At 69.3% G+C, this 26,984-nt stretch carries 24 protein-coding genes and 1 pseudogene; 13 read left to right on the top strand and 12 right to left on the bottom strand.

What is annotated here, in order from left to right; genetic code table 11:
- Positions 1 to 10: 10 nt before the first annotated feature.
- Positions 11 to 1,561 carry a gamma-aminobutyraldehyde dehydrogenase gene (locus ACYSUO_RS21865; RefSeq protein WP_461777896.1) on the bottom strand — a complete coding sequence of 517 codons (1,551 nt, stop codon included), beginning with the start codon at positions 1,559 to 1,561 and terminating at the stop codon, positions 11 to 13.
- Positions 1,562 to 1,760: 199 nt separating this feature from the next.
- Between ACYSUO_RS21865 and ACYSUO_RS21860 the strand changes: the two genes are divergently transcribed.
- Complete coding sequence (locus ACYSUO_RS21860) at positions 1,761 to 2,339, top strand: NADAR family protein (RefSeq protein ID WP_461777895.1); 579 nt, start codon at positions 1,761 to 1,763, stop codon at positions 2,337 to 2,339.
- 21 nt (positions 2,340 to 2,360) lie between these two features.
- Here ACYSUO_RS21860 and ACYSUO_RS21855 read toward each other — a convergent pair whose 3' ends face one another.
- Positions 2,361 to 2,777, bottom strand: coding sequence for a DUF4190 domain-containing protein (locus ACYSUO_RS21855; protein ID WP_461777894.1), 417 nt, complete (start codon positions 2,775 to 2,777; stop codon positions 2,361 to 2,363).
- A 98-nt stretch (positions 2,778 to 2,875) separates the two neighbouring features.
- On the opposite strand from ACYSUO_RS21855, the gene ACYSUO_RS21850 reads away from it, so the two are divergent.
- The 3 genes and pseudogenes from ACYSUO_RS21850 (at position 2,876) to ACYSUO_RS21840 (ending at position 5,996) form a co-directional block, all read left to right on the top strand.
- Complete coding sequence (locus ACYSUO_RS21850; protein WP_461777893.1) at positions 2,876 to 3,931, top strand: adenosine deaminase; 1,056 nt, start codon at positions 2,876 to 2,878, stop codon at positions 3,929 to 3,931.
- Positions 3,932 to 4,033: 102 nt separating this feature from the next.
- Entirely contained in the window at positions 4,034 to 4,717 is a 684-nt protein-coding gene (locus ACYSUO_RS21845; RefSeq protein WP_461777892.1) for a glycerophosphodiester phosphodiesterase, read from the top strand.
- 134 nt (positions 4,718 to 4,851) lie between these two features.
- Positions 4,852 to 5,996: pseudogene (locus tag ACYSUO_RS21840) on the top strand (serine hydrolase domain-containing protein).
- On the opposite strand, the gene ACYSUO_RS21835 reads toward ACYSUO_RS21840, so the two are convergent.
- The 5 genes from ACYSUO_RS21835 to ACYSUO_RS21815 all read right to left on the bottom strand — a co-directional run bounded on the left by ACYSUO_RS21835 (position 5,980) and on the right by ACYSUO_RS21815 (position 10,789).
- Positions 5,980 to 6,516, bottom strand: coding sequence for an HXXEE domain-containing protein (locus ACYSUO_RS21835; RefSeq protein ID WP_461777891.1), 537 nt, complete (start codon positions 6,514 to 6,516; stop codon positions 5,980 to 5,982). The pseudogene ACYSUO_RS21840 and the gene ACYSUO_RS21835 sit on opposite strands and share 17 nt — an antisense overlap.
- Positions 6,517 to 6,536: 20 nt before the next feature.
- Positions 6,537 to 7,466: an SMP-30/gluconolactonase/LRE family protein gene (locus ACYSUO_RS21830; protein WP_461777890.1), complete on the bottom strand. Its 930-nt coding sequence runs from the start codon at positions 7,464 to 7,466 to the stop codon at positions 6,537 to 6,539.
- 103 nt (positions 7,467 to 7,569) lie between these two features.
- Positions 7,570 to 8,772, bottom strand: a complete 1,203-nt coding sequence (locus tag ACYSUO_RS21825) for a polyamine ABC transporter substrate-binding protein (protein ID WP_461777889.1) — start codon at positions 8,770 to 8,772, stop codon at positions 7,570 to 7,572.
- 83 nt (positions 8,773 to 8,855) lie between these two features.
- The gene (locus ACYSUO_RS21820; protein ID WP_461777888.1) at positions 8,856 to 9,350 is read right to left on the bottom strand and encodes a DUF1990 family protein; all 495 of its coding nucleotides are present in this window, start codon (positions 9,348 to 9,350) and stop codon (positions 8,856 to 8,858) included.
- A complete protein-coding gene (locus ACYSUO_RS21815) occupies positions 9,347 to 10,789 on the bottom strand; it encodes a gamma-aminobutyraldehyde dehydrogenase (protein ID WP_461777887.1) in 1,443 nt (480 codons plus the stop codon). The genes ACYSUO_RS21820 and ACYSUO_RS21815 overlap by 4 nt, the downstream gene beginning before the upstream one ends.
- Before the next feature lie 166 nt (positions 10,790 to 10,955).
- Between ACYSUO_RS21815 and ACYSUO_RS21810 the strand changes: the two genes are divergently transcribed.
- The 7 genes from ACYSUO_RS21810 to ACYSUO_RS21780 all read left to right on the top strand — a co-directional run bounded on the left by ACYSUO_RS21810 (position 10,956) and on the right by ACYSUO_RS21780 (position 17,470).
- Positions 10,956 to 11,471, top strand: coding sequence for an Lrp/AsnC family transcriptional regulator (locus ACYSUO_RS21810; protein WP_266714722.1), 516 nt, complete (start codon positions 10,956 to 10,958; stop codon positions 11,469 to 11,471).
- Positions 11,456 to 12,835, top strand: coding sequence for an aspartate aminotransferase family protein (locus tag ACYSUO_RS21805; RefSeq protein WP_461777886.1), 1,380 nt, complete (start codon positions 11,456 to 11,458; stop codon positions 12,833 to 12,835). The genes ACYSUO_RS21810 and ACYSUO_RS21805 overlap by 16 nt, the downstream gene beginning before the upstream one ends.
- Before the next feature lie 227 nt (positions 12,836 to 13,062).
- Positions 13,063 to 13,815 (top strand): ABC transporter ATP-binding protein, encoded by a 753-nt coding sequence (locus ACYSUO_RS21800; protein ID WP_461777885.1) that lies wholly within the window; start codon positions 13,063 to 13,065, stop codon positions 13,813 to 13,815.
- Positions 13,797 to 14,966, top strand: a complete 1,170-nt coding sequence (locus ACYSUO_RS21795; RefSeq protein ID WP_461777884.1) for a hypothetical protein — start codon at positions 13,797 to 13,799, stop codon at positions 14,964 to 14,966. The genes ACYSUO_RS21800 and ACYSUO_RS21795 overlap by 19 nt, the downstream gene beginning before the upstream one ends.
- A 77-nt stretch (positions 14,967 to 15,043) precedes the next feature.
- A complete protein-coding gene (locus ACYSUO_RS21790; protein ID WP_461777883.1) occupies positions 15,044 to 15,457 on the top strand; it encodes a VOC family protein in 414 nt (137 codons plus the stop codon).
- Between the two features lie 38 nt (positions 15,458 to 15,495).
- Complete coding sequence (locus ACYSUO_RS21785) at positions 15,496 to 16,665, top strand: LOG family protein (RefSeq protein ID WP_461777882.1); 1,170 nt, start codon at positions 15,496 to 15,498, stop codon at positions 16,663 to 16,665.
- 136 nt (positions 16,666 to 16,801) lie between these two features.
- On the top strand, positions 16,802 to 17,470 hold the full coding sequence (locus ACYSUO_RS21780; RefSeq protein ID WP_461777881.1) for an LAETG motif-containing sortase-dependent surface protein: 669 nt from the start codon (positions 16,802 to 16,804) through the stop codon (positions 17,468 to 17,470).
- A gap of 401 nt (positions 17,471 to 17,871) precedes the next feature.
- Here ACYSUO_RS21780 and ACYSUO_RS21775 read toward each other — a convergent pair whose 3' ends face one another.
- From ACYSUO_RS21775 to rlmN, 4 genes are all read right to left on the bottom strand, one after another.
- Positions 17,872 to 18,903 carry an ABC transporter ATP-binding protein gene (locus tag ACYSUO_RS21775; protein WP_461777880.1) on the bottom strand — a complete coding sequence of 344 codons (1,032 nt, stop codon included), beginning with the start codon at positions 18,901 to 18,903 and terminating at the stop codon, positions 17,872 to 17,874.
- 6 nt (positions 18,904 to 18,909) lie between these two features.
- Positions 18,910 to 20,592 carry an ABC transporter permease gene (locus ACYSUO_RS21770; protein ID WP_461777879.1) on the bottom strand — a complete coding sequence of 561 codons (1,683 nt, stop codon included), beginning with the start codon at positions 20,590 to 20,592 and terminating at the stop codon, positions 18,910 to 18,912.
- Positions 20,568 to 21,617, bottom strand: a complete 1,050-nt coding sequence (locus ACYSUO_RS21765; RefSeq protein ID WP_461778017.1) for a thiamine ABC transporter substrate-binding protein — start codon at positions 21,615 to 21,617, stop codon at positions 20,568 to 20,570. Before ACYSUO_RS21765 ends, ACYSUO_RS21770 begins: the two co-directional genes overlap by 25 nt.
- Positions 21,618 to 21,894: 277 nt before the next feature.
- Positions 21,895 to 23,001, bottom strand: a complete 1,107-nt coding sequence (gene rlmN, locus ACYSUO_RS21760; RefSeq protein WP_426900395.1) for a dual-specificity RNA methyltransferase RlmN — start codon at positions 22,999 to 23,001, stop codon at positions 21,895 to 21,897.
- Between the two features lie 700 nt (positions 23,002 to 23,701).
- Between rlmN and ACYSUO_RS21755 the strand changes: the two genes are divergently transcribed.
- On the top strand, positions 23,702 to 24,790 hold the full coding sequence (locus ACYSUO_RS21755) for an IS630 family transposase (RefSeq protein WP_461777878.1): 1,089 nt from the start codon (positions 23,702 to 23,704) through the stop codon (positions 24,788 to 24,790).
- Positions 24,791 to 24,996: 206 nt separating this feature from the next.
- The gene (locus ACYSUO_RS21750) at positions 24,997 to 26,046 is read left to right on the top strand and encodes a YaaC family protein (RefSeq protein ID WP_461777877.1); all 1,050 of its coding nucleotides are present in this window, start codon (positions 24,997 to 24,999) and stop codon (positions 26,044 to 26,046) included.
- Between the two features lie 173 nt (positions 26,047 to 26,219).
- Here ACYSUO_RS21750 and ACYSUO_RS21745 read toward each other — a convergent pair whose 3' ends face one another.
- Complete coding sequence (locus tag ACYSUO_RS21745; RefSeq protein WP_461777876.1) at positions 26,220 to 26,777, bottom strand: hypothetical protein; 558 nt, start codon at positions 26,775 to 26,777, stop codon at positions 26,220 to 26,222.
- Between the last annotated feature and the right edge of the window lie 207 nt (positions 26,778 to 26,984).

Genomic DNA, 26,984 nt, shown 5'->3' with positions numbered 1-26,984 from the left:
GCCTGAGCTGCTATCGGTCCCCGAAGACCGTGCGGTGCCAGTCCTTGCGCACCGCCGCGGTGTTGTCGAACATGACGTGCTTGATCTGCGTGTACTCGTCGAAGGAGTAGGTGGACATGTCCTTGCCGTAGCCGGACGCCTTGTAGCCGCCGTGCGGCATCTCGCTGAGGATCGGGATGTGGTCGTTGACCCACACACAGCCCGCCTTGATCTCGCGGGTGGCACGGTTCGCGCGGAACACATTGGTGGACCAGGCGGAGGCGGCGAGCCCGTACGGGGTGTCGTTGGCGAGCCGGATGCCCTCGTCGTCGCTGTCGAAGGGCAGCACGACAAGCACGGGGCCGAAGATCTCGGACTGCACGGCCTCACTGTCCTGCGCGGCGTCGGCGATGAGGGTGGGCCGGTAGTACGCGCCGGCCGCGAGCTCGCCGCCGGGGGCCTCGCCACCGGTCACCACGCGCGCGTAGCCGCGCGCCCGGTCGACGATGGCGGCGACGCGGTCCCGCTGGGCGTGCGAGATGAGCGGCCCGAGGTCGGTGCCGTCGGCGAACGGGTCGCCGAGCCTGACGGTCTCCATCAGGGCCGCCGTCTGCTCCACGAAGGCTTCGTAGAGCGGACGCTGCACGTACGCGCGCGTGGCGGCGGTGCAGTCCTGGCCGGTGTTGATGAGCGCGCCGGCGACCGCTCCGTGCACGGCGGCCTCGAGGTCGGCGTCGTCGAACACGACGAACGGCGCCTTGCCGCCCAGTTCCAGGTGGATCCGCTTCACGGTGGCCGTGGCGATCTCGGCGACCCGCTTGCCGACGCCCGTGGAGCCGGTGAAGGAGGTCATGGCGACGTCCGGGTGGCCGACGAGGTGCTCGCCCGCGTCGCGGCCCGCGCCGCTGATGACGTTGACGACGCCGTCCGGGAGGCCCGCCTCGGTGGCGGCCTGCGCGAAGAGGAGCGAGGTGAACGGGGTGAGCTCGGCGGGCTTGAGGACGATCGTGTTGCCCGCCGCGATGGCCGGAAGCACCTTCCAGGCGGCCATCTGCAGCGGGTAGTTCCACGGCGCGATGGAGCCGACGACACCGATGGGCTCGCGGCGTACGTACGAGGTGTGGTCGGCGCTGTACTCGCCCGCGGACTGGCCCTGGAGGTGCCGGGCGGCGCCGGCGAAGAAGGCGGTGTTGTCGATCGATCCGGGCACGTCGAACTCGCGGCTCAGCTTGAGCGGCTTGCCGCACTGCAACGATTCGAGGCGCGCGAACTCCTCCGCCTTCTCGTCGAGGACCCCGGCGAACCGGTGCATGGCGTCGGACCGCTCGCCGGGCGTGGCGCCCGCCCAGCCGGGGAAGGCCGCACGGGCCGCGGCGACGGCGGCGTCCACGTCGGCGGTGCCCGCCAGTTCGTACGTGTAGACCTCCTGGCCCGTGGCCGGGTCGACGACGGCGTGGGTGCGGCCGGACGTGCCCTTGACGAGGCGGCCCGCGACGAAGTTCGCGCCGTCCGCGAAGAGTTCCTGCGCCAGTGCGGCCACGTTCTTGGCCGAGGCGGGGTGATCCGAGGTGGGGTGGTGCATGAGTGCTCGCTCTCGCTTCTCCTGCGTCGGCCCTCGTCCCGAGGGCGCCGACGTAGCTCCAGCCGTAGCTCCAGCTCGATGTGAGTGACGATCCTGACAGAGGACCACAGCCCCAACAAGTGATTCCGTTGTTGCCTTTTGGTTACGCGACGGAATCTGTCGACCGGGTGTCGAGTCCACCTGTAAAACGCAGGACGGAATGTCAGTGGTGCGTGCCAGACTCGCGTGTATGGAGATCGACAGCAGGGAATCGCTGGTCAAGGCTCTGGCGGCGGGGACAAGCGTGAAGTACCTGCACTTCTGGGGGCACACACCGCGTAAGGACGGTTCGATCGGGGCGAGTTGCCTCAGCCAGTGGTGGCCCTCGCCGTTCACGGTGGCGGGCGTGGAGTACGCGACGGCGGAGCACTGGATGATGGCGGAGAAGGCGCGCCTGTTCGGGGACGCGGAGGCGGAGCGCCGCGCGGTCGCCGCCGGGCATCCGGCGGAGGCCAAGAAGGCGGGGCGCCTGGTGCGCGGCTTCGACGGCGAGGTGTGGGAGCGGGAGCGCTTCGGCGTGGTCGTCGAGGGGAGCGTCCACAAGTTCGCGGCGGATCCGGAGCTGCGGGAGTTCCTGGTGGGGACGGGCGAGCGGGTGCTGGTGGAGGCGAGTCCGATGGACCGGGTGTGGGGCATCGGGATGGCGGCGGACGACGCCGGGGCGGCGGATCCGGAGGCGTGGCGGGGGCTGAATCTGCTGGGGTTCGCGCTGATGGCGGCGAGAGAGCGGCTGCGCTGATCCCGGGGCCGGCCCCGGGGCTCAGGCCAGGACGGCGATCGCGACCCCGACCGTCGACAGCAGCCCGCCGACGCCGCAGATGAGCCCGCCCAGCGCCTGCCCGCCGTTGGTCGCGGCCCCGCGCCCGGCCCGCCGTCTGCCGACCACGCCGAAGATCACCGCCAGCACGCCCGTCACGATCGCGACCGGCCACACCACGAAGCCGACCGCGGTGACGACGCCGAGCACCAGGGCCGCGAGACCGGGCCCGTTGCGGGGCGGCACGGACCCCGGAGGATCGTGGCCGTACGCGTACCAGTACGCCTGGTACGGGAACGGCGTCGGGCCCTCGGGCCCGACGGGCGGTGGCGGCACGGGCTCGTCCGGCGCCGCGTACGGGTTGGCGTACCCGTACGAGGAGGGTGCCGGCGGCGTGCGCCACGGGTCGTACTCGCTCATGCGCCCATGCTAGGGACCCGCGTCGTGCCGCGGATCTCCCCGCATACGATGACGAGGACCCCGATCAGCCGATCACCCAAGTTCCTGGGGAGGAAACCGTGAGCCAGAGCCCGAGTGACAGCCAGAGCCAGAGCCTGCAAGCCTTCATCACCGGACTGCCGAAGGCGGAACTGCACGTCCACCACGTGGGCTCCGCCTCCCCCAGGATCGTCTCGGAGCTGGCCGCCCGGCACCCCGACTCGAAGGTTCCGGCCGACGTCGAGGCGCTGGCCGAGTTCTTCACGTTCACGGACTTCGCGCACTTCATCCAGGTGTACCTGTCGGTGGTCGACCTGATCCGCACGCCGGAGGACGTCCGCCTCCTCACGTACGAGATCGCCCGCGACATGGCCCGGCAGAACGTGCGGTACGCGGAGCTCACCCTCACCCCCTTCTCCTCCACGCGCCGCGGCATCGACGCCCGCGGCTTCATGGAGGCGATCGAGGACGCGCGCAAGTCGGCGGAGGCCGAGTTCGGCACGGTGCTGCGCTGGTGCTTCGACATCCCCGGCGAGGCGGGGCTTGAGTCGGCCGAGGAGACGGCGCGGCTCGCCACGGACGACGCGCTGCGGCCGGAGGGCCTGGTGTCGTTCGGGCTCGGCGGGCCCGAAGTGGGCGTGCCGCGACCGCAGTTCAAGCCGTACTTCGACCGGGCGCGCGCTGCGGGGCTTCGCTCGGTGCCGCACGCGGGCGAGACGACCGGGCCCGAGACGGTGTGGGACGCGCTGAACCACCTGGGCGCCGAGCGCATCGGCCACGGCACGTCGTCGGCCCAGGACCCGAAGCTCCTCGCGCACCTCGCGGAGCACGGCATCCCGCTGGAGGTGTGCCCGACGTCGAACATCGCGACGCGCGCGGTCCGCACCCTTGACGAGCACCCGCTCAAGCAGTTCGTGGACGCGGGCGTGACGGTCACCATCAACTCGGACGACCCGCCGATGTTCTCGACGGACCTCAACACCGAGTACGCGGTGGCGGCCCGCCTCCTCGACCTCGACGAGCGGGGCGTCGCGGAGCTGGCGAAGAACGCGGTACGGGAGTCGTTCCTCGACGAGATCGGCAAGGCACGCATCATCACCGAGATCGACAGCTACACGGAGAACTGGCCCAAGTAGAGCCCGCAGTTCGGACGAGAGCCCGCGGGGTCCGGGGCAGAGCCCCGCGGCCGATCGCCGGGTGGCGCCCACCCACTCCCGCTCAAGGCCACAATGGTGGCCATGCGCACCGTGACTGCCGTGGCCCACCGAGGCGACCCCTACCGCGTCCGCGAGAACACCCTCCCCTCCCTGCGCTCCGCGCTGGAACGGGGAGCGGACGCGGTGGAGATCGACGTACGACTGACGCGGGACGCCGTCCCGGTCCTGCTCCACGACTCCACGCTGGAGCGCCTGTGGGGGCACGAGCGCCCGCTGTCCGCGCTCTCCTCCGACGAGGTGCGCGGGCTGACGGAGGACGGCGTGCCCACGCTGGCGGACGCCCTGGAGGTGTGCCGGGACGCCCGCGTCATGATCGACCTGCCGGGCGCGGACGCGCGCTCGGTACGTACGATCGTCGGCGCCGTCCGCGACTGCGACGCGGAGGACCGGGTCTACTACTGCGCGGGCGCCCAGACGATGCTCAAGGTGCGCGCCGCTGCCCCGGCCGCCGAGATCGCGCTGACCTGGACCTCGCTGGCCCCGCCCCGCCCCGCACTCCTCGCGGCCCTCACGCCCCGCTGGCTCAACTACCGCTTCCCGCTGGTGACCCGCGACCTCGCGGCCCGCGTCCACCACGAGGGTTACCTGCTGTCGGCGTGGACCCCGGACACCAAGCGCTCGATGCGCCGGCTGCTCGACATCGGCGTGGACTCGATCACGACGAACCGGGTCGACGTCCTGACGTCGCTGCGCGCCTACGAGTAGCCGCTCCCCTAGGGGACGACCGGGCCGCAGGCCAGGGTCGACATCATCCCGTACGACGAGCTGCCGCGGCCGACCGGACCCGAGGATGGTCCGTGTCGGCCCGACCGGGCCAACTCCCTTACCAGGAGGCCCCCTTGAAGCGTCGACTCGCCCTCGCCCTGTCCACCGCCCTCACGCTCGGCGCCGTCGCCGCGCCGCTCGCCGCGGCCGTCCCGGCGCAGGCCGTGGTGGCGCAGGCCCCTGGCGCCCCCGACGCGAAGGCGCTGGCCGAGTCGCTCGCGGGCCTGCCGAACACCGACGCCACCGCGGCCCTCGTCCGGGTCGGCGGCACCGGCGGTTCCTGGCACGGGACCGCGGGCGTACGGGACCTGCGCAAGGGCACGAAGGCCCTGGAGCACGCGCGGTTCCGGGCGGGCTCCACCACGAAGGTGGTCACAGCGGCGACGGTGCTGCGCCTCGCCGCCCAGGGCAAGCTGGACCTGGACGCACCGGTGCAGCGCTACCTCCCCGCCCTTTTCCGCGGCACGAACTTCGAACACCCCATCTCTGTCAGGCAGTTGCTGAACCACACCAGCGGGATACAGCCCGGTGACGGCTGGGGCAACTCGTTCGCGGACCAGTACACGCACCGCTTCGACATCCTCACGCCCCCACGCAGGTCGCGAAGTCGGCCCTCACCAAGGACCCCGCCTTCGCGCCGGGCACGCGCCAGCAGTACCTCAACATCAACTACACCGTGCTCGGCCTGCTCGTGGAAAAGGTCACCGGCGACTCCTACGCAGAAGCAGCGACCCGCCTCGTACTCCACCCGGCAGGCATGCGGCACACGTACTTCCCCGGCACCGACCCACGCGTCCACGGCCCGCACAACCGCGGATACCAGCTGGTGGACGGGGAGTTCGTCGACGTGACGGAGTGGGTGCAGGCCGACCGGTCGGCGGCGGGCGACATGATCTCCACGACCGCGGACCTGGAGCGGCTGCTCACCGCCCTCTTCCGGGGCCGTATCGTGCCCGCACCGCAGCTCGAGGAGATGTTCACGGTGCCGGCCGGCATCGACGGCGCCACGATGAGCGCAGGCCTCCAGCGGATCGAGATCGACGGCCGCGTGTACTGGGCCAAGACCGGTTCGCGGTACGGCTACAGCGCCGCGATCGCCGCCACCCGCGACCTGTCCCGGACGGTCGTCTACTCGGTCAACGCCACAGACGCGAAGGGCGAGGAGATGAACCCCGTCGCCCAGCGCATCGTCATGGCGGCGGTCAGGAACGCGGCCTGACGACCCGGTGCGCCACCGCGTGCGAGACGGCCGTCGCCGCGGCCGCCCAGGCGACCCCGGCGACGACGTCACGGGCCCGGCCCGGCCGCAGCACCCCGGCCCTCTTCAGCCGCGCCCGCGCCCACAGGGCGAACGGCACGACGAGCACCGGCGAGGTCGCGACGCCCGGGGTGTAACCGCGCACCGCGACGGCCTGCCCGATGTGCAGCAGCCCGTGCGCCCCGAACCCGTTCAACATGGCCTGATACGTGGCACTCCGGCCCCCACTCGCCCAGCCGGCGACGGCCCCCGCGCCGACGATCCCGGCCATCACACCGACGGCGGCCGTGAACTCCCGCTCGTCGACGCCTTCCATGCCCCGCCACACCCGCTCGGGCACCCCCGGCCACCGCTCACGCAGCCGCGGCACGTTCTCCCGGATCCAGCGCGGAGCGGTGAGCACCTCTTCGGTGTCGTGCAGCGCCCACGCGGCGAAGAGGCCGAGGGTCACGGCCGCTCCGACCGAAGCATCATCCTTCATGGCCACACCCTATGGCGGCCTCAACTCAGCTTCACAGCAACCCCGTTGTACGTCGTCTCCGGCGTGGGCGGAGTCGTGAAGCGGGCGTTGACCAGGTACAGGCGGTCGCCGTAGCGGGCCGCCGTGGAGGGGACGTCGAAGCGGGGGTCCGCGAGGAAGCGGGTCAGGGTGGCCGTCGTCTCGCGGGCGTCGAGGCGCAGCACCGCGATGCGGTTGAGGCGGTTCTGGACGACGTACAGGAGGGACCCGACGCGTACCAGGCCGTCGCCGTTCACGACGTCCGGCAGGCCGACGAGTTCGATGCGTGTGGCGTGGCCCGACTTCGTGTCCACCCGATAGAGGCGGCCCTGGGTCGAGCTGACGACGATCAGGTCGCGGCCGTCGCCCGTGGTGACGAGTCCGTTGGCGTTGTTGACGTCGGGGACCAGTTCCCAGTCGCCGCGCAGCGGGAGCCGCCGCACCGTGCCGCCCTTCAGCGCGTACAGGTAGCTGTCACGCGAGTCCGTGAACCACGCGCCGTCGCGGGTCAGTACGACATCGTTGATGAAGTGGCCGGTGGCAGCGGTGAATTGATGGGTGGCGACCAGCTCGCCGGTGCCGGTGTCGATCACGCGGGCGCCGCCTCCCCCGCCCCCGGCGACGTACAGCAGACCGCCCTTGTCGACCTTCATGCCGAGCGACACGAGCCCCGCCGCCCCCGGCCACAGCACCCCGCCGCGCCCGGTGCGCAGGTCGACGCGGAAGACCCGGCCGTCGACGCGTGACCCCATGTACGCGTACGGGGCGCGGCCGATGGCGATCCCCTCGGGCTGGAAGCCGTTCGGCAGCGGGAACTCGGTGGGCCGGGCCACGGCCTCCGCGCTGCCTGCCTGCACGGCGGTGGCGAGGGCGGTCGCCGCGGTGGCGGTCAGAACGGTGCGGCGGGACAGGGCGTGAGCGGAGTCGACCATGGTGTGCCTCCGTCGGTGGCGGGCGGTGGGCGAAAACGTGTTCACGGGTTCTCCACAACAGCACACGTATCGGCCCTCGCCCCGGTTCAGCCACCCGCCCCGATCACAGCCCCGCGATCCTGTTCCACCGCTTCGAGAACTCGGTCCGCTCCGCCGGCCTGATGTCACGGGCGATCGCGAGCCGTGAGCGCATCCGGTCGTCGGGGAAGATCAGCGGGTCCTCGGCGAGTTCGGCGGTCTCCTTGTCCTTGGAGGAGGCGAGCACGTCGCGGGCCGCCGGGACCGGGCAGACGTAGTTGACCCACGCGGCCAGCTCCGCCGCGACCTCCGGTTGGTAGTAGTAGTCGATCAGGCGCTCGGCGTTGGCCTTGTGGTCGGCGAGGTTGGGGATCATCAGGGACTCGGCCCAGAGCTCGGCGCCCTCCTCGGGGACCACGAACTCGATGTCCGGGTTGTCGGCCTGGAGCTGGATGATGTCGCCGCTGTACGCCTGACAGGCGAGGACGTCGCCGCTGGAGAGGTCCTTGATGTAGTCGTTGCCGGTGAAACGGCGGATGTGCTTCGCCTTCACCAGCTTCTCGACCTGGTCGCAGACCTTGTCGAAGTCGGCGCCGGTCCACTTGGTGATGTCGACGCCGTTGCCCTGCATGAGGAGGGCGAAGGACTCGTCGAGGCCGGAGAGGAGGGTGACGCGCCCCTTCAGGTCGTCAGCCCACAGGTCCGAGACGTGCTTGATCTCGCGGCCCAGCCTGCGCCTGTCGTACGCGATGCCGGTGATGCCGGACTGCCACGGCACGGTGTACTTGCGGCCCGGGTCGAAGGCGGGCGAACGCAGCAGCGGGTCGAGGTACTTGGTGACGTGGGGCTGCCGGGCCCGGTCCATCTCCTGGACCCAGCCGAGGCGCACGAAGCGCGAGCACATCCAGTCGGAGATGACGATGAGGTCGCGGTCGGTCTTCTGGTGGTTCATCAGCGACGGGCTGATCTTGCCGAAGAACTCGTCGTTGTCGTTGATCTCTTCGGTGTACTTGACCTGGATCCCGGTCCGCTTCTCGAACGCGTCGAGGGTGGGCCGCTTGGACGGGTTGTCGTCGTCGACGTCGATGTAGAGCGGCCAGTTGGCCCAGGTGAGCCGCTTCTCGTCGGCGGACAGATCGTGACCCGCCCGCTCCCCCGGCGCGACGTACGCGGCGGGCACCCCGCAGCCGGTGGCGAGGCCGCCGACCGCCGCGGCCGCGGCACCACCGCCCAGGGCGCGCAGCAGGGAACGACGGTTGACCTGGTGGGTTATCGGGTTCGCTCGCACGAACTCAGCCTCCCGCCCGGGGACTTGACCCCACAATGGACGCTGCGTCGAGCGCCGGGGTCCGGGGCCGACACCTTGTCGATCTACGGCCGTGCGACGGCGTCCGCGACGGCCCGCAGATACCGCCCGGTCACCCACTTCTGCACGCCCCTCGCCACCGGCCCGCCGAGCCGCGCATACCACCGCCCCGGCCGCGAGAACGCCCGGATCCGGAACCACACGGCCCCGTCCGCCGCCCGCTCGACGAGGAACGCCTCCTCGCCGCACTCCGGATGCCCCGGCAGCGTCCCGTAGGCGAATCCGATCCGTTCCGGGGAGCGCACGACGCGTACCACCCGGCAGGGAATCCGCAGGGACGGCGCCCGCAGCACCACGTCCGCGCCCTCCCGGACCTCACCGTCCGGTGTCACCCGGAGCCCGGCCCCGCGCTGCGCGCGCCACGCGAGGACCGCCGCGCCGGCCCGCTCGAAGCACTCCTGCCCCGAGCCGATCCGGACACGGCGGTCCAAGTGGGCGTACCCCGGCGGCAGTTCACCGTCCGCCAGGGTCGCGCCGATCTCCGTATAGGTGAGACTCATGCGTCCAGCGACGTCATCACGTGCTTGATCCGCGTGTAGTCGTCGAAGCCGTACGCCGACAGGTCCTTGCCGTAGCCCGACTTCTTGAAGCCGCCGTGCGGCATCTCGGCGACGAGCGGGATGTGGGTGTTGATCCACACGCAGCCGAAGTCGAGGACCTTGGACATCCGCATCGCGCGGCCGTGGTCCTTCGTCCAGACCGAGGAGGCCAGCGCGTACTCGACGCCGTTGGCGTAGGACACCGCCTGCTCCTCGTCCGTGAAGGACTGGACGGTGATGACCGGGCCGAAGACCTCGTTCTGGATGATCTCGTCGTCCTGCTTGAGGCCCGAGACGACGGTCGGGGCGTAGAAGTAGCCCTTCTCGCCGACCTGGTGGCCGCCGGCCTCGACCTTGGCGTGCGCCGGGAGCCGCTCGATGAAGCCGGTTACCTGCTTCAGCTGGTTGGCGTTGTTCAGCGGGCCGTACAGGACGTCCTCGTCGTCGGCCGCGCCGGTCTTCGTCTCGGCGGCGATCTTGGCGAGCGCGGTGACGAACTCGTCGTGCACCGACTCGTGGACGAGCACGCGGGTGGCGGCCGTACAGTCCTGGCCGGCGTTGAAGTAACCGGCCTCGGCGATGCCCTCGGCGGCCTTCTGGAGGTCGGCGTCGTCGAAGACGACGACCGGGGCCTTGCCGCCCAGCTCCAAGTGGACCCGCTTGAGGTCCTTGGCGGCGGACTCGGCGACCTGCATGCCGGCGCGCACGGAGCCGGTGATGGAGGCCATCGCCGGGGTCTTGTGCTCGACCATCTGGCGGCCGGTGTCACGGTCGCCGCACACCACGTTGAAGACGCCCTTGGGCACGATCGAGCCGATGATCTCGGCCATCAGGACCGTGGAGGCCGGGGTGGTGTCGGACGGCTTGAGGACGACCGTGTTGCCCGCGGCGAGCGCCGGGGCGAACTTCCACACGCCCATCATCATCGGGTAGTTCCACGGCGCGACCTGCGCGCAGACGCCGATCGGCTCGCGGCGCACGAAGGAGGTCAGGCCCTCCATGTACTCGCCGCCGGAGCGGCCCTCGAGCATGCGCGCGGCGCCCGCGAAGAAGCGGATCTGGTCGAGCATCATCGGGATCTCTTCGCTGCGGGTGAGCCCGAGCGGCTTCCCACAGTTCTCCGACTCGACGGCGATGAGTTCCTCGGCGCGCTCCTCGAACGCGTCCGCGATCTTCAGGAGGTACTTCTGGCGCTCACCCGGGACCAGGTCGCGCCAGGCCGGGAACGCGGCCTCGGCGGCGGCCATCGCGGCGTCGACGTCGGCCTGCCCGGACAGCGGCGCGGTCGCGTACGCCTCGCCCGTGGCGGGGTTGACCACCTCGGTGGTCCGTCCGTCGGCGGCGTCCTTGAACTCACCGTCGATGTAGTTCCGCAGACGACGCAGCTCACTGGTGCTCACTGCCGGCCTCCTGACTGTTCGCTGTCCAAAGATTGAGACGCCCACCCTAGACGGTGGACCGACGTTTTCGACACCCCCCACCCCTGCTGAACTACGGAATCCGTGAGGTTGAACCTCGCAAACAACGAATTACATCGATCCGGGCTTGCGAAACAGATGAGTCCTCGTGCACAGTGAGGCCGTGGCCAGTCGTAGCGCAGACCCCAAGGGACCCAGTTCGAGGAACGGCAGCAATCCGCCGCTCGACTCCGTCTCCCTCGCCATCATCGAACAGCTTCAGGAAGACGGCAGGCGTCCGTACGCCGCCATCGGAAAGGCCGTGGGCCTGTCCGAGGCAGCAGTGCGCCAGCGCGTCCAGAAGCTGCTCGATCAGGGCGTGATGCAGATCGTCGCCGTCACCGACCCGCTCACCGTGGGCTTCCGGCGGCAGGCGATGGTCGGCATCAACGTCGAGGGCGATCTGGATCCCGTGGCGGACGCGCTCACCGACATGCCGGAGTGCGAGTACGTCGTGATGACCGCGGGCTCGTTCGACCTGATGGTGGAGATCGTCTGCGAGGACGACGACCACCTTCTGGAGGTCATCAACCGACGCATCCGGGCCCTCCCCGGAGTGCGCTCCACCGAGAGCTTCGTTTACCTGAAGCTCAAGAAGCAGACCTATATGTGGGGAACCCGATAGCCGTGAGCAAGGACCTCAGCCGAACCGCGTACGACCACCTGTGGATGCACTTCACCCGCATGTCGTCGTACGAGAACGCGCCCGTTCCCACCATCGTGCGTGGCGAGGGCACCTACATCTACGACGACAAGGGCCAGAAGTACCTGGACGGCCTCTCCGGCCTGTTCGTGGTCCAGGCGGGTCACGGCCGGCAGGAGCTCGCCGAGGTCGCCGCCAAGCAGGCGGCCGAGCTGGCGTTCTTCCCGATCTGGTCGTACGCCCACCCCAAGGCCGTGGAGCTGGCCGAGCGCCTGGCCCACTACGCGCCGGGCGACCTCAACAAGGTCTTCTTCACCACCGGTGGCGGCGAGGCCGTCGAGACCGCGTGGAAGCTGGCGAAGCAGTACCACAAGCTCAACGGCAACCACACGAAGTACAAGGTCATCTCGCGCGCGGTCGCCTACCACGGCACCCCGCAGGGCGCCCTGTCCATCACGGGTCTGCCGGCCCTCAAGGCCCCCTTCGAGCCGCTCGTCCCGGGCGCGCACAAGGTGCCGAACACGAACATCTACCGCGCCCCGATCCACGGCGACGACCCGGAGGCCTTCGGCCGCTGGGCCGCCGACCAGATCGAGCAGGAGATCCTGTTCGAGGGCCCGGAGACGGTCGCGGCCGTCTTCCTGGAGCCGGTGCAGAACGCCGGTGGCTGCTTCCCGCCGCCGCCCGGCTACTTCCAGCGCGTGCGCGAGATCTGCGACAAGTACGACGTGCTGCTCGTCTCCGACGAGGTCATCTGCGCCTTCGGCCGCCTCGGCACGATGTTCGCCTGTGACAAGTTCGGCTACATCCCGGACATCATCACCTGCGCCAAGGGCATGACGTCCGGCTACTCCCCGATCGGTGCGGCCATCGTCTCCGACCGGATCGCCGAGCCGTTCTACAAGGGCGACAACACGTTCCTGCACGGCTACACGTTCGGTGGCCACCCGGTCTCCGCCGCCGTGGGTCTCGCCAACCTCGACATCTTCGAGCGCGAGGGCCTCAACCAGCACGTGCTGGACAACGAGGCGAACTTCCTCAACACGCTGCAGAAGCTGAACGACCTGCCGATCGTCGGCGACGTCCGCGGCAACGGCTTCTTCTACGGCATCGAGCTCGTGAAGGACAAGGCCACCAAGGAGACCTTCACGGACGAGGAGTCCGAGCGGATCCTGTACGGCTACGTGTCGAAGAAGCTCTTCGAGTACGGCCTGTACTGCCGCGCCGACGACCGTGGCGACCCGGTCATCCAGCTCTCCCCGCCGCTGATCTCCGACCAGTCCACCTTCGACGAGATCGAAGGGATCATCCGACAGGTCCTCACGGAGGCCTGGGAGAAGATCTGACCGGATCCGGACCAGCTCCGGTCAACGGCCCGAGCCAGGGCGGCCACGGAACGCCAACTGGCTTGAAGCGCGGCCCGGTTGCCCCATCCGAGTGAGATGGGAGCGGCCGGGCCGCGTCCTTTCTCCGGCCCCCGCCGATGCGTACCTACCGTGCCCAGTGACCGATCGGCCGCGCCTTCGTTCCCCCGTACGAGCGAAGGCAACTGATCTGAACCGAGGTGTACGCGATGGTGGCCCCGCCGGACAACGACGTGCTGTGGGCGCGTGCCCTGCACTATGCGCACAGCGGATCGGACAGCGGATCCCCCGCGCTCACCGGTGTCTCGCTCGGTGTCCGCGAGGGCGAGATCCTCGCCGTCACCGGCCCGCGCGGCAGCGGGAAGACGACGCTGCTGCGCTGCCTCTCCGGTCAGCTCCTGCCGCAGCAGGGCGAGGTGTGGTTCAACAGCACACCCGTGCACACCATGGGTCCGCTGGTCCGCGAGCGGCTGCGCCGCGACCGGTTCGGCTGGATCGACCCCGAGCCGGTCCTCGTGCCCGAGCTGAACGTGTGGGAGAACGCCGCCCTGCCGCTGATGCTGCGCGGCACCCCCCGGCGCCCCGCCAAGACCGCCGCCCACGAGTGGCTCGACCGGCTCGACGTCGGCCGCCTCGCCCGCAAGCGCCCGCACGCCCTGTCCGTCGCCGAGCGCCAGCGCGTCGCCATCGCCCGCGCCCTCGCGCACGCCCCGCACGTGGTGTTCGCCGACGAGCCGACCGCGACCCTGCACCGCGCCGACAGCGCCCACATCATGCGCACCCTCACCGCCGCGGCCCGCTCGCACGACATCACGGTCGTCCTCGCCACCCACGACTCCGCGGTGGGCGCGCTCGCCGACCGCACGGAGTCGCTGCTCGACGGGCGCCGCGTGCACACCGTGCCGCTGCCGGAGAAGGCCCCCGAAGGGGAAGGCCGGGCCGCGTGCTCGCTCTCCGTCTAGCGCGCGGCGCGCACCCCCTGGTCCAGCTGCGCAGACTCCTGGTCGCCGCCGCCTCGGCCGGCACCGGCTTTCTGCTCCTGTGCACGCTCGGCCACGCGCTCGGGCACCCGGACGCCGCGGCCAACTCCCTGCTGCGCCTCGCCTGGTGCGCGCTGCCGATCGCCGCGACGGTGTACTTCGCGGTCGCCGTGGCCCGCTCCGACCCCGGTACGCAGCCGCGCGCAGGCCTGTCCGCCGTGGGTCTCGGCCCGGGCCGCCTCACCCTGCTCGCCGCGATCTCCACGGCGATCGCCTGCACGCTCGGCTCGATGCTGGCGCTGCTGTTCTTCCTGCATCTGCGGGGCGACCTCTCGGGCCTCCCGTTCGACGGTGCGGCCAGCGGACTGCTCGCCGCCGACCGGCCCCTGCCGCTTGCCGCCACGCTCACCCTGCTGACCTGGGTGCCGCTCGCGGCGTCCGCGGCGAGCGCCCTCGCCCTGCGACCGCAGCTCTCCCGGCCGGTCAGGGACACGGAGGAGCCCCAGGAGCCGGCGGCCGCTCCGACCGGACTGCCGTGGGGCTTCGCGCTGCTCGCCGCGGGCCTCGCCGTGGAGACGTACGCGGCGGGAGCCCGCGGCGCCGCGGGCTCCCGGCTGCCCGGCGGCCTCACCGGCAGCCCCACGGGCGTGCTCGTCGGGTGGACGCTGACCGCGCTCGGCCTGGCGCTCGCCGGCCCCGGGCTCACGTATCTGTGCGGGCGCGCGCTGCAGTCCGTACGCCCCTCGGCGGTGCGGCTGCTCGCGGGCCGGGTGCTCCAGGAGGAGGCGCGGCGCGTCGGCCGGCCGCTCGGCGTGGTCTGCGCGGTGGCGTCGGGGGCGTACGCGGCGGCCACGGTGTACGGCGAGCGGGAGGGGGCGGCCGCCGGCGTCGGGCCGCTGGCGACGCTCGGCGCGGTGCTGGTCGTCGGCTGCGCCGTCGCGACGCTGGTGACCGCGTCCTTCGAGGCCCGCCAGGCGCGGCGGCGCACGACGCAGGCGCTGCTGCGGATCGGGGCGCCCGCATCCGCGCTGCGCGGGGCGGTGGCGCTCAGGGCCTGCGCCCTGCTGGTCGTTTTCGGTCCTCTGACCTGGCTCGTCGCGGAACTTTCGGCGGCACCGCTGACGGCGCGATGAGTTTTGACGACACTGGCCGTCTAAACGTTCGTACGCACCACACCACTTCACTTCTCCGAGAAGGCGACGGACACATCATGAGCGAGTACCAGCAGATGATCTTCGTGAACCTGGCCGTGAACGACGTGGCGGCGTCCACCAAGTTCTTCACGGAGCTGGGGTACGAGCGCAACGCCCAGTTCTCGGACGACTCCACCAGCTCCATCGTGATCAGCGACCACATCGTGGTCATGCTGCTCACGAAGGAGAAGTACGCGGGCTTCACCAAGAAGACGATCATCGACTCGACGAGCAACAGCGAGGTGCTCCTCGCGCTGAGCGCCGAGAGCCGCGAGAAGGTCGACCAGCTCGTGGACCGGGCGGTCGCCGCGGGCGGCACCGAGACCGGCGAGAAGCAGGACCACGGCTTCATGTACGGCCGGGCCTTCGACGACATCGACGGGCACACCTTCGAGGTCATGTGGATGGACCCCTCGGTCGTCGAGGGCTGACCAACGCCCGGGCGCCCGCCCGTGTTTAGCATGGGCGGGTGCCGACTCCAGAGCAGTCCCCCGAACCGTCCGTGCCAGCCACCACCTCCGACCGCGAGATCGAGACGCTCGCGGAGTTCGACGAGGTGGTGGCCGCGCGCGACACGCTGGCCGGGCACCGGGTGCAGGCCGTCGACCTGACGGACCGTACGTCGCGGCTCCTCGCCACCGATGTCGCGGGCGCCATATTCCTCGGCTGCCCGATGGACGAGCGGGCCGCGGCCGAGGTCAGGGCGCGCGGCGCGCTGGTCTTCCCGCCGGTCCCCGGTCTCCCCTTCGACCCGTACCGCGGCCGCCTCTACGCCCCCGCCGAGCTCTTCGAGGGCCTGTCGTCCGAGGGCGGTTACGCGGCCACTCCCGACGCCCGCGCGTACGAATGGTTCCAGCGCACCAAGGCCGACGGCGACGTGTTCGCTTCGATGCTGCGCGCCGTGCACGACGACTCGGTGTCCGACGCGCTCGACGAACTCCTCGTCGGGGCCCGGGTGGTGGGCGTCATGGGCGGTCACGCGATGGCGCGCGGCACGGAGGCGTACGCGGGCGCCGCCCGGCTCGGCCGGACGCTGGCCCGCGCCGGACTCACGGTGGCGACGGGCGGCGGTCCCGGCGCGATGGAGGCCGCGAACCTGGGCGCGTACGCGGCGCCGTTCGCCGACACGATGCTCGACGACGCGCTCCAACTCCTCGCCAAGTCACCGTCGTTCACCCCGTCGATCACCGACTGGGCGGACGCGGCCTTCGCCGTGCGGGAGCGCTGGCCGGGCGGCGGCCCCTCCGTGGGCATCCCCACCTGGTTCTACGGGCACGAGCCGCCGAACGCGTTCGCGGAGCACATCGCCAAGTACTTCGCCAACGCCACCCGCGAGGACGGCCTGCTGGCCCGCTCCAATGCGGGCGTGATCTTCCTGCCGGGCGCGGCAGGCACGGTGCAGGAGATCTTCGACAACGCGACGCCCAACTACTACGAGTCGCGCGGCGAACCGACCCCGATGGTGCTGGTCGACCGCGCCCACTGGACCGAACGCCTTCCCACCTGGCCACTGCTCCAGGCACTCGCCCGCGAGCGGTCCATGGAGGACCGGATCGCGTTGGTGGACACGGTCGAGGAGGCGGGCGAGGCGATCGAGCGGCTCGCCGGGAACGCAGGGTCAAGCACAGGTCAAGAGTGACCGGTGAGGGCCCCAGGGCATTGACGCTGCGTCACGGTCACCGATAAACCATCGGTGACCGTGGGGGTGTTGAGCTTCGAGGTGCGTTCGCACCGTGCCGCGCCCCTCCTCTTTCCAGCACATGTGAAGGACGGCTGTGTCCGTAGCCCCCCGCATATCTCAGCGCATCTCCTCCAGAGCGGCCCGCTACGCCGGCGTGGCCGCCGCCGCGACGGCCCTGACGCTCGGCGTCGCAGGCACCGCTTCGGCGTGCGACATCAGCGAGTTCACCGCCAAGGCCGCTTGCGACGGCCAGCAGGGCGTCATCACCGTCACCGACGTCGACGCCTCCGGGACCCCGGCGACCGTCACCGTCTTCCGCACGTCCGGCGGCTCCGAGGAGCAGGTCGGCTCCCAGGTCGTGAAGGGCTCCAAGGAGGGCGCCACGATCACCTTCAAGGAGAACTGGAAGCCGGGCGCGACGTACCGCGTCCACGTGAAGACCGACCGCTTCAACGTCGACGACGACGTCAAGGGCGGTGTCACGGCACCGGCCACGGCGTGCGCCACCGAGAAGCCGTCGACGCCTCCGACGTCCGCGGCGCCGAGCACCTCGGCGCCGGCCGAGAAGCCGGCCCCCTCCACGAGCGCCCCGGCGGCGGCCCCCGCCCCGAGCAACTCGGCCTCCCCCGCGGGCGATTCGAACCTCGCCGAGACGGGCGCGAGCAGCAACACCCCGATGATCGCCGGCGTCGCGGCCCTCCTCGTCGTCGCGGGCGGCGGCGTGGTCTTCGCCCTCCGCCGCAAGGGCTCCGCCCAGAAGTAGGCGCCGGGTGGGCGCCGCCGCTCGGCGCCGCCCACCTCCGCGCTCGGCGCCGGCATCCGGGTGGGCTCCGCCGCCGGGGCTCGAATTGTCCCGCCCGCCCTTAGGCAATCGCCCGGCTCCCGCCCATCTCCCACCCGCCCGCCCCCTCCGGGGGCTTCGGCCCGACGGGGTGCCGCACCACGCCTCGGGCGATCCGGCGCCAACCACGGCCCCCACCCCCTGCGGTCGACCGCACCCGCCTTGGGCAATCTGCCGCCTGGGGCGGCAGGGTGGGCAAGGCGGCACCCCGGTGCCGCGCAACCAGGACGGGAGGCGCCGACCACGGCACGGTGAGACCACGGCGCCGCGCAACGAGAACGACAGGCGCCAACCCCGGCCCAGCCCCAACCCCCCGGCCCCCGTCAGGAACCCCCCAGCACCACAATCTCCGCCGCGTCGAACGCGACCCCCACCTCGTCCCCCGGATCCGGCGCCTCCCGCAGCGCGCAAGCCGCCTCCAGCCGGGGCGCGTCCCCCGGTTGCAGGTGCAGCGCAACGTGCGTACCACGGAAGGTCCGCCCGGTGACGGCGCAGGTCAGCTGGGCCTCGGCGGCAGGGACGACCCGTACGCCCGCAGGCCGCACCAGGAGCCGGCAGCCCCCCTGCCCCGCCCCCTCCGGCACCGGAACCTTCCCCCAGGGCGTATCCGCGACCGCCCCCGTCACCGTCGCCTCCACCACGTTGTCGAACCCGAGGAACCTCGCCACGAACTCGTCCGCCGGACGCTGCCACACCTCAAGAGGCGTACCGGTCTGGGCGATCCGCCCGTCCCGCATCACCACGACCCGGTCGGCGAGCGCGAAGGCCTCACCCTGGTCGTGCGTGACGGCGAGCACGGTCGTCCCCAACTCACCGAAGAGTTCCCGCAGTTCGACGACAAGCCGCTCACGCAACGAACGGTCCAGCTGCCCCAGCGGCTCATCCAGCATCAGCAACCGCGGCCGCGGCGCCAGCGCCCGCGCGAGAGCGACCCGCTGCTGCTCCCCACCGGACAGCGCCCCGACCGGCCGCCGCTCGGCGCCCGGCAGCCCGACGAGCCCCAGCAACTCCCGTACACGCTCAGCCTGTTGGCCACGTCCCACCCCGTGCATCCGCAGCCCGAACGCGACGTTCTGCCCCACGTCCCGCTGCGGAAAGAGCTGGTGGTCCTGGAACATCAGGCCGACGCCCCGCTTGTGCGCGGGCACCCCCGCCTGGTCGGCGCCGCCGAGCAACACCCGGCCGCCGTCCAGGGGTTGCAGCCCCGCGACGGCCCGCAGCAGCGTCGACTTGCCGCTGCCGCTCGGCCCGAGCACGCACACGATCTCGTGCTCGGCGACCTCCAGGTCCACGTCGTCGAGCACGGCGCGCCCACCGAACCGTACGGTCGCGTCGTCCAACTCCAGAAGCGACATCAGAACTCAGAACTCCCCGGTCGAGGCCTTGGCGGGCCGAATCCGTTCAAGGACGAGCAACGAGGCCGCGCACACGACCATCAGCACCGTCGAAAGGGCCATCGCCTGGCCGTAGTTGAGGTCACCGGCCCGCCCGAGCAGTCGGGCCACGGCGACCGGCAGCGTCGGATTGTCGGGCCGCGCGATGAAGACGGTCGCCCCGAACTCACCGAGCGACACGGCGAACGCGAACCCGGCCGCGACCAGCAGCGCCCGCCGCACCATCGGCAGATCGACCTCCCGCCAGGCCCGCAGCGGCGAGGCCCCGAGCACGGCGGCGGCCTCCCGCAGCCGCCCGTCGACGGCCCGCAGCACCGGCAGCATCGTCCGCACCACGAACGGCACCCCGACCAGCGCCTGCGCGAGCGGCACCAGGATCCACGTGGACCGCAGATCGAGCGGCGGCTCGTCGAGCGTGATCAGGAACCCGAACCCGACGGTCACCGCCGACACCCCCAGCGGCAGCATCAACAACGCGTCGAACCCGCGCACGAGCCGCCCCGCACGACGGGTCAGAGCAGCCGCCGCCAGCCCACCGATCACCAGGGCGATGGCCGTGGCGGCGAGCGCGTACTCCAGCGAATTCCAGATCGCGTCGATCGGCGGTACGAGGAAGGTCCCGCCGTCGGCGTCGGTGAGCGCCCGGTAGTACCCGAACCCGTAGCCGTCCGGCGCATCGAGCGAACGCTCCACCAGCACGCCCAGCGGCAACACGATCAACACCACAACGGACGCCAACACCCCACCCAGCAGCGCCCACTGACCGGCCCCGCGCGGGCGCCGCGACGTATGCGCGGCGTCGACGAGTCGCAGCGCGCTCTCCCGCCGCCGCACGGTCCACGCATGCACACCAAGAATCAGCCCGACGGCCACAAACTGCACGATGGTCAGAACAGCGGCGGTCGACAGATCGAAAATCTGCGCCGTCTGCCGATAGATCTCGACCTCAAGAGTCGAGAAGCCCGGCCCGCCCAGAATCTGCACGACGCCAAAAGACGTGAACGTAAACAGAAACACCATCAACGAGGCAGCGGCGACAGCAGGCCCGAGCGCTGGCAACGTGACCTTCCGCCACGCCGCGAACCGCGAGGCGCCGAGCATCCGCGCGGCCTCCTCCTGCCGCGGATCGAGCTGCGCCCAAAGCCCGCCAACAGTCCGCACCACGACGGCGTAATTGAAGAAGACATGCGCGAGCAGAATCGCCCACACCGTCGTGTCGAGCCGGACGCCCCACAGCTCGTCGAGCAGCCCCCCGTTGCCGACGAGCGCGAGAAACGCGGTGCCCACGACGACGGTCGGCAGCACGAACGGCACAGTGACGACCGCCCGCAGCACCTGCTTGCCGGGGAACTCGAACCGCGCGAAGACATACGCGCCGGGCAGCGCGACGAGCAGCGTCAGCACAGTGGACGCGAGCGCCTGCCACACCGTGAACCACAGGACGTGCCGGATGTCGGACTGCCCGAGCACGTCCACGATCCGCCCGAACTGCCAGACCCCGTCGACATGCAGCCCGCGCTCGACGATCGCGACGACCGGATAGGCGAAGAACAGCCCGAAGAACACGACGGGCAGAGCCATGAGCCCAAGCCGCGCCGCGTTCCCGGTCCGTCCAGCCGGCCTGACTACTTCAGTACGAGCGACGTCCACGACTTCACCCAGTCGTCCCGATTGTCCGCGATCTTGCGCGGGCTCATCGTCTCGGGATCGTCGATCTTCACCGCGTACTTGGTGTAGTCGGCGGGCGCGGTGGCGTTCTTCGTCACGGGGTCGACGAACATGTTGAGCGGCATGTCCTCCTGGAACTTCTTGGAGACCAGGAAGTCGAGCAGCGCCTTGCCGCCCTTCTCGTTCTTCGCCCCGTTGAGCAGCCCCGCGAACTCGACCTGCTGGAAGCAGGTCCCCTTGGCGACGCCGACCGGCGAGGTCTTCGGCTGCGGATCGGCGTACACGGCCTCGGCGGGCGGCGAGGACGCGTACGACACGACGAGCGGCCGGTCACCGCCGGCCTTCTTCCCGCCGGCGCTCCCGCTGAACTCCTCGTTGTAGGCCTGATCCCAGCCGTCGACCACCTTCACGCCATTGGCCTTCAGCTTCTTCCAGTACGGCTGCCAGCCGTCGTCGCCGTACTTGGCGGCGGACCCGAGCAGAAAGCCGAGACCGGGCGACGACGTGGACGCGTTCTCCGTGACCAGGAGGTTCTTGTACGCGGGCTTGGCGAGATCGGCGAAGGACGACGGCGGCGCAAGATCGTGCTTCTCGAAATAAGCCTTGTCGTAATTGACGCAGAGGGACCCGGTATCAACGGGAGTAACCCGGTCCTTCCCCTTGTCGAGCCGGTACCGCCCCTCCACCTCGCTCAGCCCCTTGACCTTGTACGAGGAGAAGATCCCGTTGTCGAGCGCCCGCGAGAGCAGGGTGTTGTCGACGCCGAAGAAGACGTCGCCCTGCGGATTGTCCTTGGACAGGATCGCCTTGTTGACGGCCTCGCCGGCGTCCCCGTCCTTGAGGACCTTGACCTTGTAGCCGGAGCTCTTCTCGAAGTCCTTCAGTACGCCCTTCGAGACGGCCCACGAATCGTGACTCACGAGGGTCACGGTCTTGGAGTCACCGCCGGAACCCGACCCGCCACTGGAAGACCCGCACGCGGACAACGCGACGAGCCCGAGCCCCATGACCACGGCGACATACGCGCTGGTGGCCGACTTCTTCTTACTCACTACTTCATTCCTCCTGGAGGTGACCAGGAGAAGACGCGGCCCTGCCCGGAGCTTCCGGCAACAAAGGCCAGGGCTCCGGGCAGGGCGCAACAGCTTGAGTGGTGTCCGAACTTCCTACCCGGAATGACCCGGGCAAGGTCCAGAGGGTCTGCGGCCGGTTGCCGCACTCTCAGCGCTGTGGCGCTCCCCTGTCGGAATTGCAGATGTAGTTGTCGTGCTTACGACAGCCAGGCTACCGCTCGGTCGCCGCCAACTGTCCACAGGCTCCGTCGATCTCCTGGCCACGGGTGTCCCGGATGGTGACCGGAACGCCGTGCGCGGCGATGGCGTCGACGAAGGCCTTCTCGTCCTCGGGCCGCGAAGCGGTCCACTTCGACCCCGGGGTCGGATTCAGCGGAATCAGATTCACATGCACCGGCTTGCCCTTGAGCATCCGCCCGAGCCGGTCACCGCGCCACGCCTGGTCATTGATGTCGCGGATGAGCGCGTACTCGATGGACAGCCGACGCCCGGACTTCGCGGAGTACTCGAACCCGGCGTCGAGCACCTCACGCACGTTCCACCGCGTATTGACCGGTACGAGGGTGTCGCGCAGCTCGTCGTCAGGAGCGTGCAACGAGATCGCGAGCCGGCACTTCAGCCCCTCATCGGTGAACCGGTTGATGGCGGGCACGAGCCCGACCGTCGACACGGTGATCCCGCGCTGACTGAGCCCGACGCCGTCCGGCTCCGGGTCGGTGAGCGCGCGGATGGCCTGGATGACGCGCTTGTAGTTGGCGAGCGGCTCGCCCATGCCCATGAACACGATGTTGCTGAGCCGCGCAGGGCCACCGGGAATCTCCCCGTCCCTGAGCGCGCGCATCCCATCGACAATCTGATGCACGATCTCACCGGTCGACAGATTCCGGTCGAGCCCGGCCTGCCCGGTGGCACAGAACGGACAGTTCATCCCGCACCCGGCCTGCGACGAGATACACATCGTCACGCGATCCGGGTACCGCATGAGCACGGACTCGACGAGCGTCCCGTCGAACAGCTTCCACAACGTCTTGCGCGTCGTGTCGTTGTCGGTCGACAGATGCCGCACGACGGTCATCAGCTCCGGCAGCAACGCCTCCCGCAGCTTCTCGCGCGATCCCGCGGGGATGTCGGTCCACTCCGCGGGATCGTGCGCGTACCGCGCGAAGTAGTGCTGCGAGAGCTGCTTGGCGCGAAACGGCTTCTCACCGATCGCAGCAACAGCTTCCTTCCGCTCAGCAGGCGAAAGATCAGCAAGGTGCCGCGGCGGCTTCTTGGCTCCGCGGGGGGCGACGAACGTGAGTTCTCCGGGCTTAGGCATAGCTCATCCAGTGTCGCAGACAAACGGCTGTGACCTGGCGCCGTCGCCTGGGAGACCTGTCACTGGTGGTCGCCGTTGGTCACCGCTGAGCGGCCTCGGACGGCCCAGGGACGGCCCAGGAGAGCCGCCCCCCCACGCTCTGACCAGCTAGCATCGCGGCCAGCACAGGGCATGGGGGACGCTGTGACACTCAACCGCAAGGGCTCGCGACGCGTCGTCGTCGACGGCACGACTTACCGCTGGCGCTGCGAGGCCGGCCGACGTACGACCAGGCCCTCTGCGCCAGGCCGTGCACGTACGCGGTGGAACACGCACACGAGCCCGGCACGACCCTCGTCGTCACCACGAACCAGCCTCACGCCAGCAACTGGTTCGGAGCGCCGAGTGCTGCTGTGCTCCCTAGCGACGTGAGCGCTGCCATCACATCGGCCCTCGCCCAGGGCTGGCACCCGACACGTCCTGGCCCGCCATTCCACCTGGACCGGTCCGACGGAATCGGCCAACTCCGAGCCTGACACAGCTGCCCTCACGGCCACGTCGTCCCGACGTAACTGATGGCGCTCGCCGTCCTTGGGCTGCTGCGCCTGTCACCTGCGCTGGCAGTCTGCTGACGTCCACGGTAGTGAGGGGTTGTGCGCCGGAGGTGACACGCAGCTAGTGTCCTGAGTCGTAAGTTCATGGGCGGTTGTAGGGTGGGGTAATGCCTGGTCCGACGCCGTTGCCACTGGAGCTCTCCGACCACGAACGCCGCGTGCTGCGGGGCTGGTTGCGCAAGCAGACCGCGTCTCAGGCGCTGGTGCTACGGTCGAGGATCGTGCTGGCGTGCGCGGAAGGACGACCGAACGCGCAGGTCGCGAAGGACCTTGGCGTCTCGCGGGAGACGGTGCGCAAGTGGCGGGCACGTTTTACCGCTGACCGACTGGATGCCCTGGTGGACCAGCCGCGTTCGGGGGCGCCTCGGAAGATCACGGACGAGCAGGTCGAAGCCCTGGTGGCCAGAACCCTTGACCAGGCCCCGCCGGCGGGTGATTCGCACTGGTCGACGCGGTCGATGGCCGAAGCGGCGGGGATGTCGCAGTCGGCTGTCTCGCGGATCTGGCGGGCGTTCGGCCTCAAGCCGCACATCGTGGAGACGTGGAAGCTGTCGACCGACCCGCAGTTTGTGACCAAGGTCCGTGACGTGGTGGGCATTTACCTCTCTCCACCGGAGAACGCCCTGGTCCTGGCGGTGGACGAGAAGTCGCAGATCCAGGCCCTGGACCGAACCCAGCCCGTGTTACCGATGGCGCCGACGGTGCCGGCGAAGATGACGCACGACTACGTCCGGCACGGCACGACCAGTCTGTTCGCCGCCCTGGACATCGTCTCCGGGTCGGTCATAGCCCAGCATTACCGCCGCCACCGCCACCAGGAGTTCCTCCGTTTCCTGAAGGTCATCGACGCCGCCGTCCCCAAGGACCTCGACCTTCACCTGGTCCTGGACAACTACGCCACTCACAAGACCGAGCCGGTCAAGAAGTGGCTACTGTGGCATCCCCGGTTCCACCTGCACTTCACCCCCACCTCTGCGTCCTGGCTCAACCTCGTCGAGCGCTGGTTCGCCGAGCTGACCTGCCGCAAACTCCGCCGCTCGGCCCACCGCAGCGTCGTCGAACTCGAACGGGACATCCGCGGCTGGATCAACGAGTGGAACAAGAACCCCAAGCCGTTCATCTGGACGAAGACCGCCGACGACATCCTCGACACCCTCGCCGCGTACTGCACACGCATTAACGACTCAGGTCACTAGAAACTGATCCAATGCCGTGTTCCCCGTGGGTGGAAATTCAGCGAATATTCTTCGGAACTTGCCCTACTCTCGAACACTGCGACGATCGACATGGTGCAGAGGCTCGCTAACGGTCCCTGCTGACAAAGAGGCCGGACCGTCGGGGCCGAGCCAGACTAGTTGGCATCGCTTGGGATCCGGGCGGGACGGAAATATTGAGGAGATCGATGGCCACATACCGAGATCTAGCGATGCCTAGCAAGCTTGAAGTCTGGCGTGAATTGCGGGGACTGCGCACGGGAGTGACTGGGCCCGCTCAATTTACTCCAGGACGGCGAGCCGTATTTGTCGCAGCCTTGGAGCAGGCCCAGCAGTTCACAGAAGCAGCGGAAAGCGCTGGTCCGGCGACACGCCCTGTTCAGATCTTCTACGCACTGTCGCAATTCGGGAGAGCGATCGCTGCCGCGTCAGGATTCCTGGATGAAACCGGGTGGCGACTCAAAGGCCACGGGATCGGAACTCGCAACCTAGACGCAAGTCTAGGCCTAGCCTCGGTAGAAGTCGTACCGCACGCCAGGGGGTCTTTCCCAGACGTTGCGCGGGCTATGGGGGTTGAGCCGCTGGAGGCACAGAACCCGTTGAAGCTTAGCGATCTGTGGCCGCTCGTACCTGAAGCACATACCGTACCTCTACCAGGAGCATCGGGTTTGTCGGCCATGCACTTCGCGCCCGGTGGGCTTGTCCAGCGCGGCGAGAAAACGTGGTGCCGCCTATCCCTGTACCCAGTTCCTCACGATGTACGGGAAAGATCCGAATCAGACAGGAAAGTTGTAGATTCATTCCTCGCGCGCTACCCAGCTCTCGCAGGTTGGTCTCACACTCCAGACGTACCCGAGACCATTCTTTGGCATAACCGAGGAAACGGCTCAGAGGAGGAGCTAGAGGTGTTCCTGCCATCAACTCTGACGCCTTCAGCAGACGCGAATGCTGGGCGCTCAGAGGCCCTATCTCGCGCAACCCTTTATCGTAGTTCGAGTGATGCATACGCCTTTCCGGCGCTGGGTAGCATGAGTACCCCGATTCATCCGCTCTTGGCCTGGTGGGCCGTTCTCTTCGGCCTGTCGATACTGGCGCGATACGAACCTGCATCTTGGGCAGGGATCATCGATATTAATACTTCCCATGCGGCCAACGCAGTGGAGCACTTGCTTGATCAAGCGATCGTGGTGATCCCGCATATCGCATTGCTGGCGATCAAGGATGTCGCCGCCAGGTGAACCATCACCGACATTATCGACACACGTTCCGGTGGACCCGCGTAAGCAGGTTAACGAAAGGCGCGTTCGGATGCACGTGAGGGCTGGCGAGTAACTCATAGAATACGGTGATTATTCGGCGACACCTTGGACGGTCAGCCGAGATCCGCCGCTACAGGAAACGTTGAAAGTGCCTACTCGAAGGAGGGCGATCGCTCGTCGACCCGAGGTCGAGGGGCTTCGAGATCTTTACGAAATCGGCGAGATTTAATTAACCCTCTTAAGATGGCCCGCGATTGCGCGATGGCAGGTCCAAGCAGTAGCGATACGGGCACGAAAGTAATCCAGGCAAAACCAAGAGTGACAGCTAAGTAAGAGAACGAAGCCGCTGTCTCATTCTTTCCTTTCCCGCCCCGCATAAGCCATTCCAGGGTGATCATCTCTGCCCGGAGGAGCAGTAAGCCGACGAAGACATTGCCAATGATATACATCAGCACCAAGAATTCTTTCAGGGTCTGACGCAGAGGCGCTACGACAGCGTGAGCCGCTTCGATTACCTCATCTTCACTGGGGCGTCGCCCGCCAGCATAGAGCGACCCAATCCGTTCCATTCGCGCCACAAGGAGCTGCCAGGTGGTGCGGAATCTCTGACGATTACTCGTCATTTCCACGACTGCAACGAGGAGGATGACCGGCGCGACCGCCGCGATAGTGTTGGCGTAGTCCACGCTCATCATCGGTTTATTCATCACTGCAGCAGTGTGGCCTAGCAGAGAGAGTTTTGCTGCGCGATTCCGTTTTTTCTGCGCCTGACTGTCAGTCGGGATTGCGCGCTCGGCTCGCTACGAACCTTCCCCGCTCCCATCCCGTCCGCCGTCGACCCACACGCAGTGGAGCGGGCGTGGCCCCTGGTGTCCAGGTGGAGCGCGCCACTGTACGAACCCACAGGCCACCACGGG

It is taken from the genome of Streptomyces sp. UC4497, assembly GCF_054871485.1.
This window is presented reverse-complemented; position numbering and strand designations above follow the sequence as displayed.

Coding starts and splice junctions, on each gene's coding strand:
- ACYSUO_RS21860 (WP_461777895.1), top strand. CDS start 1,761: ATGTCAGTGGTGCGTGCCAGACTCGCGTGTATGGAGATCGACAGCAGG.
- ACYSUO_RS21855 (WP_461777894.1), bottom strand. CDS start 2,777: ATGAGCGAGTACGACCCGTGGCGCACGCCGCCGGCACCCTCCTCGTAC.
- ACYSUO_RS21865 (WP_461777896.1), bottom strand. CDS start 1,561: ATGCACCACCCCACCTCGGATCACCCCGCCTCGGCCAAGAACGTGGCC.
- ACYSUO_RS21820 (WP_461777888.1), bottom strand. CDS start 9,350: ATGAGTCTCACCTATACGGAGATCGGCGCGACCCTGGCGGACGGTGAA.
- ACYSUO_RS21835 (WP_461777891.1), bottom strand. CDS start 6,516: ATGAAGGATGATGCTTCGGTCGGAGCGGCCGTGACCCTCGGCCTCTTC.
- ACYSUO_RS21845 (WP_461777892.1), top strand. CDS start 4,034: ATGCGCACCGTGACTGCCGTGGCCCACCGAGGCGACCCCTACCGCGTC.
- ACYSUO_RS21775 (WP_461777880.1), bottom strand. CDS start 18,903: ATGTCGCTTCTGGAGTTGGACGACGCGACCGTACGGTTCGGTGGGCGC.
- ACYSUO_RS21790 (WP_461777883.1), top strand. CDS start 15,044: ATGAGCGAGTACCAGCAGATGATCTTCGTGAACCTGGCCGTGAACGAC.
- ACYSUO_RS21830 (WP_461777890.1), bottom strand. CDS start 7,466: ATGGTCGACTCCGCTCACGCCCTGTCCCGCCGCACCGTTCTGACCGCC.
- ACYSUO_RS21800 (WP_461777885.1), top strand. CDS start 13,063: ATGGTGGCCCCGCCGGACAACGACGTGCTGTGGGCGCGTGCCCTGCAC.
- ACYSUO_RS21755 (WP_461777878.1), top strand. CDS start 23,702: ATGCCTGGTCCGACGCCGTTGCCACTGGAGCTCTCCGACCACGAACGC.
- ACYSUO_RS21765 (WP_461778017.1), bottom strand. CDS start 21,617: ATGGGGCTCGGGCTCGTCGCGTTGTCCGCGTGCGGGTCTTCCAGTGGC.
- ACYSUO_RS21750 (WP_461777877.1), top strand. CDS start 24,997: ATGGCCACATACCGAGATCTAGCGATGCCTAGCAAGCTTGAAGTCTGG.
- rlmN (WP_426900395.1), bottom strand. CDS start 23,001: ATGCCTAAGCCCGGAGAACTCACGTTCGTCGCCCCCCGCGGAGCCAAG.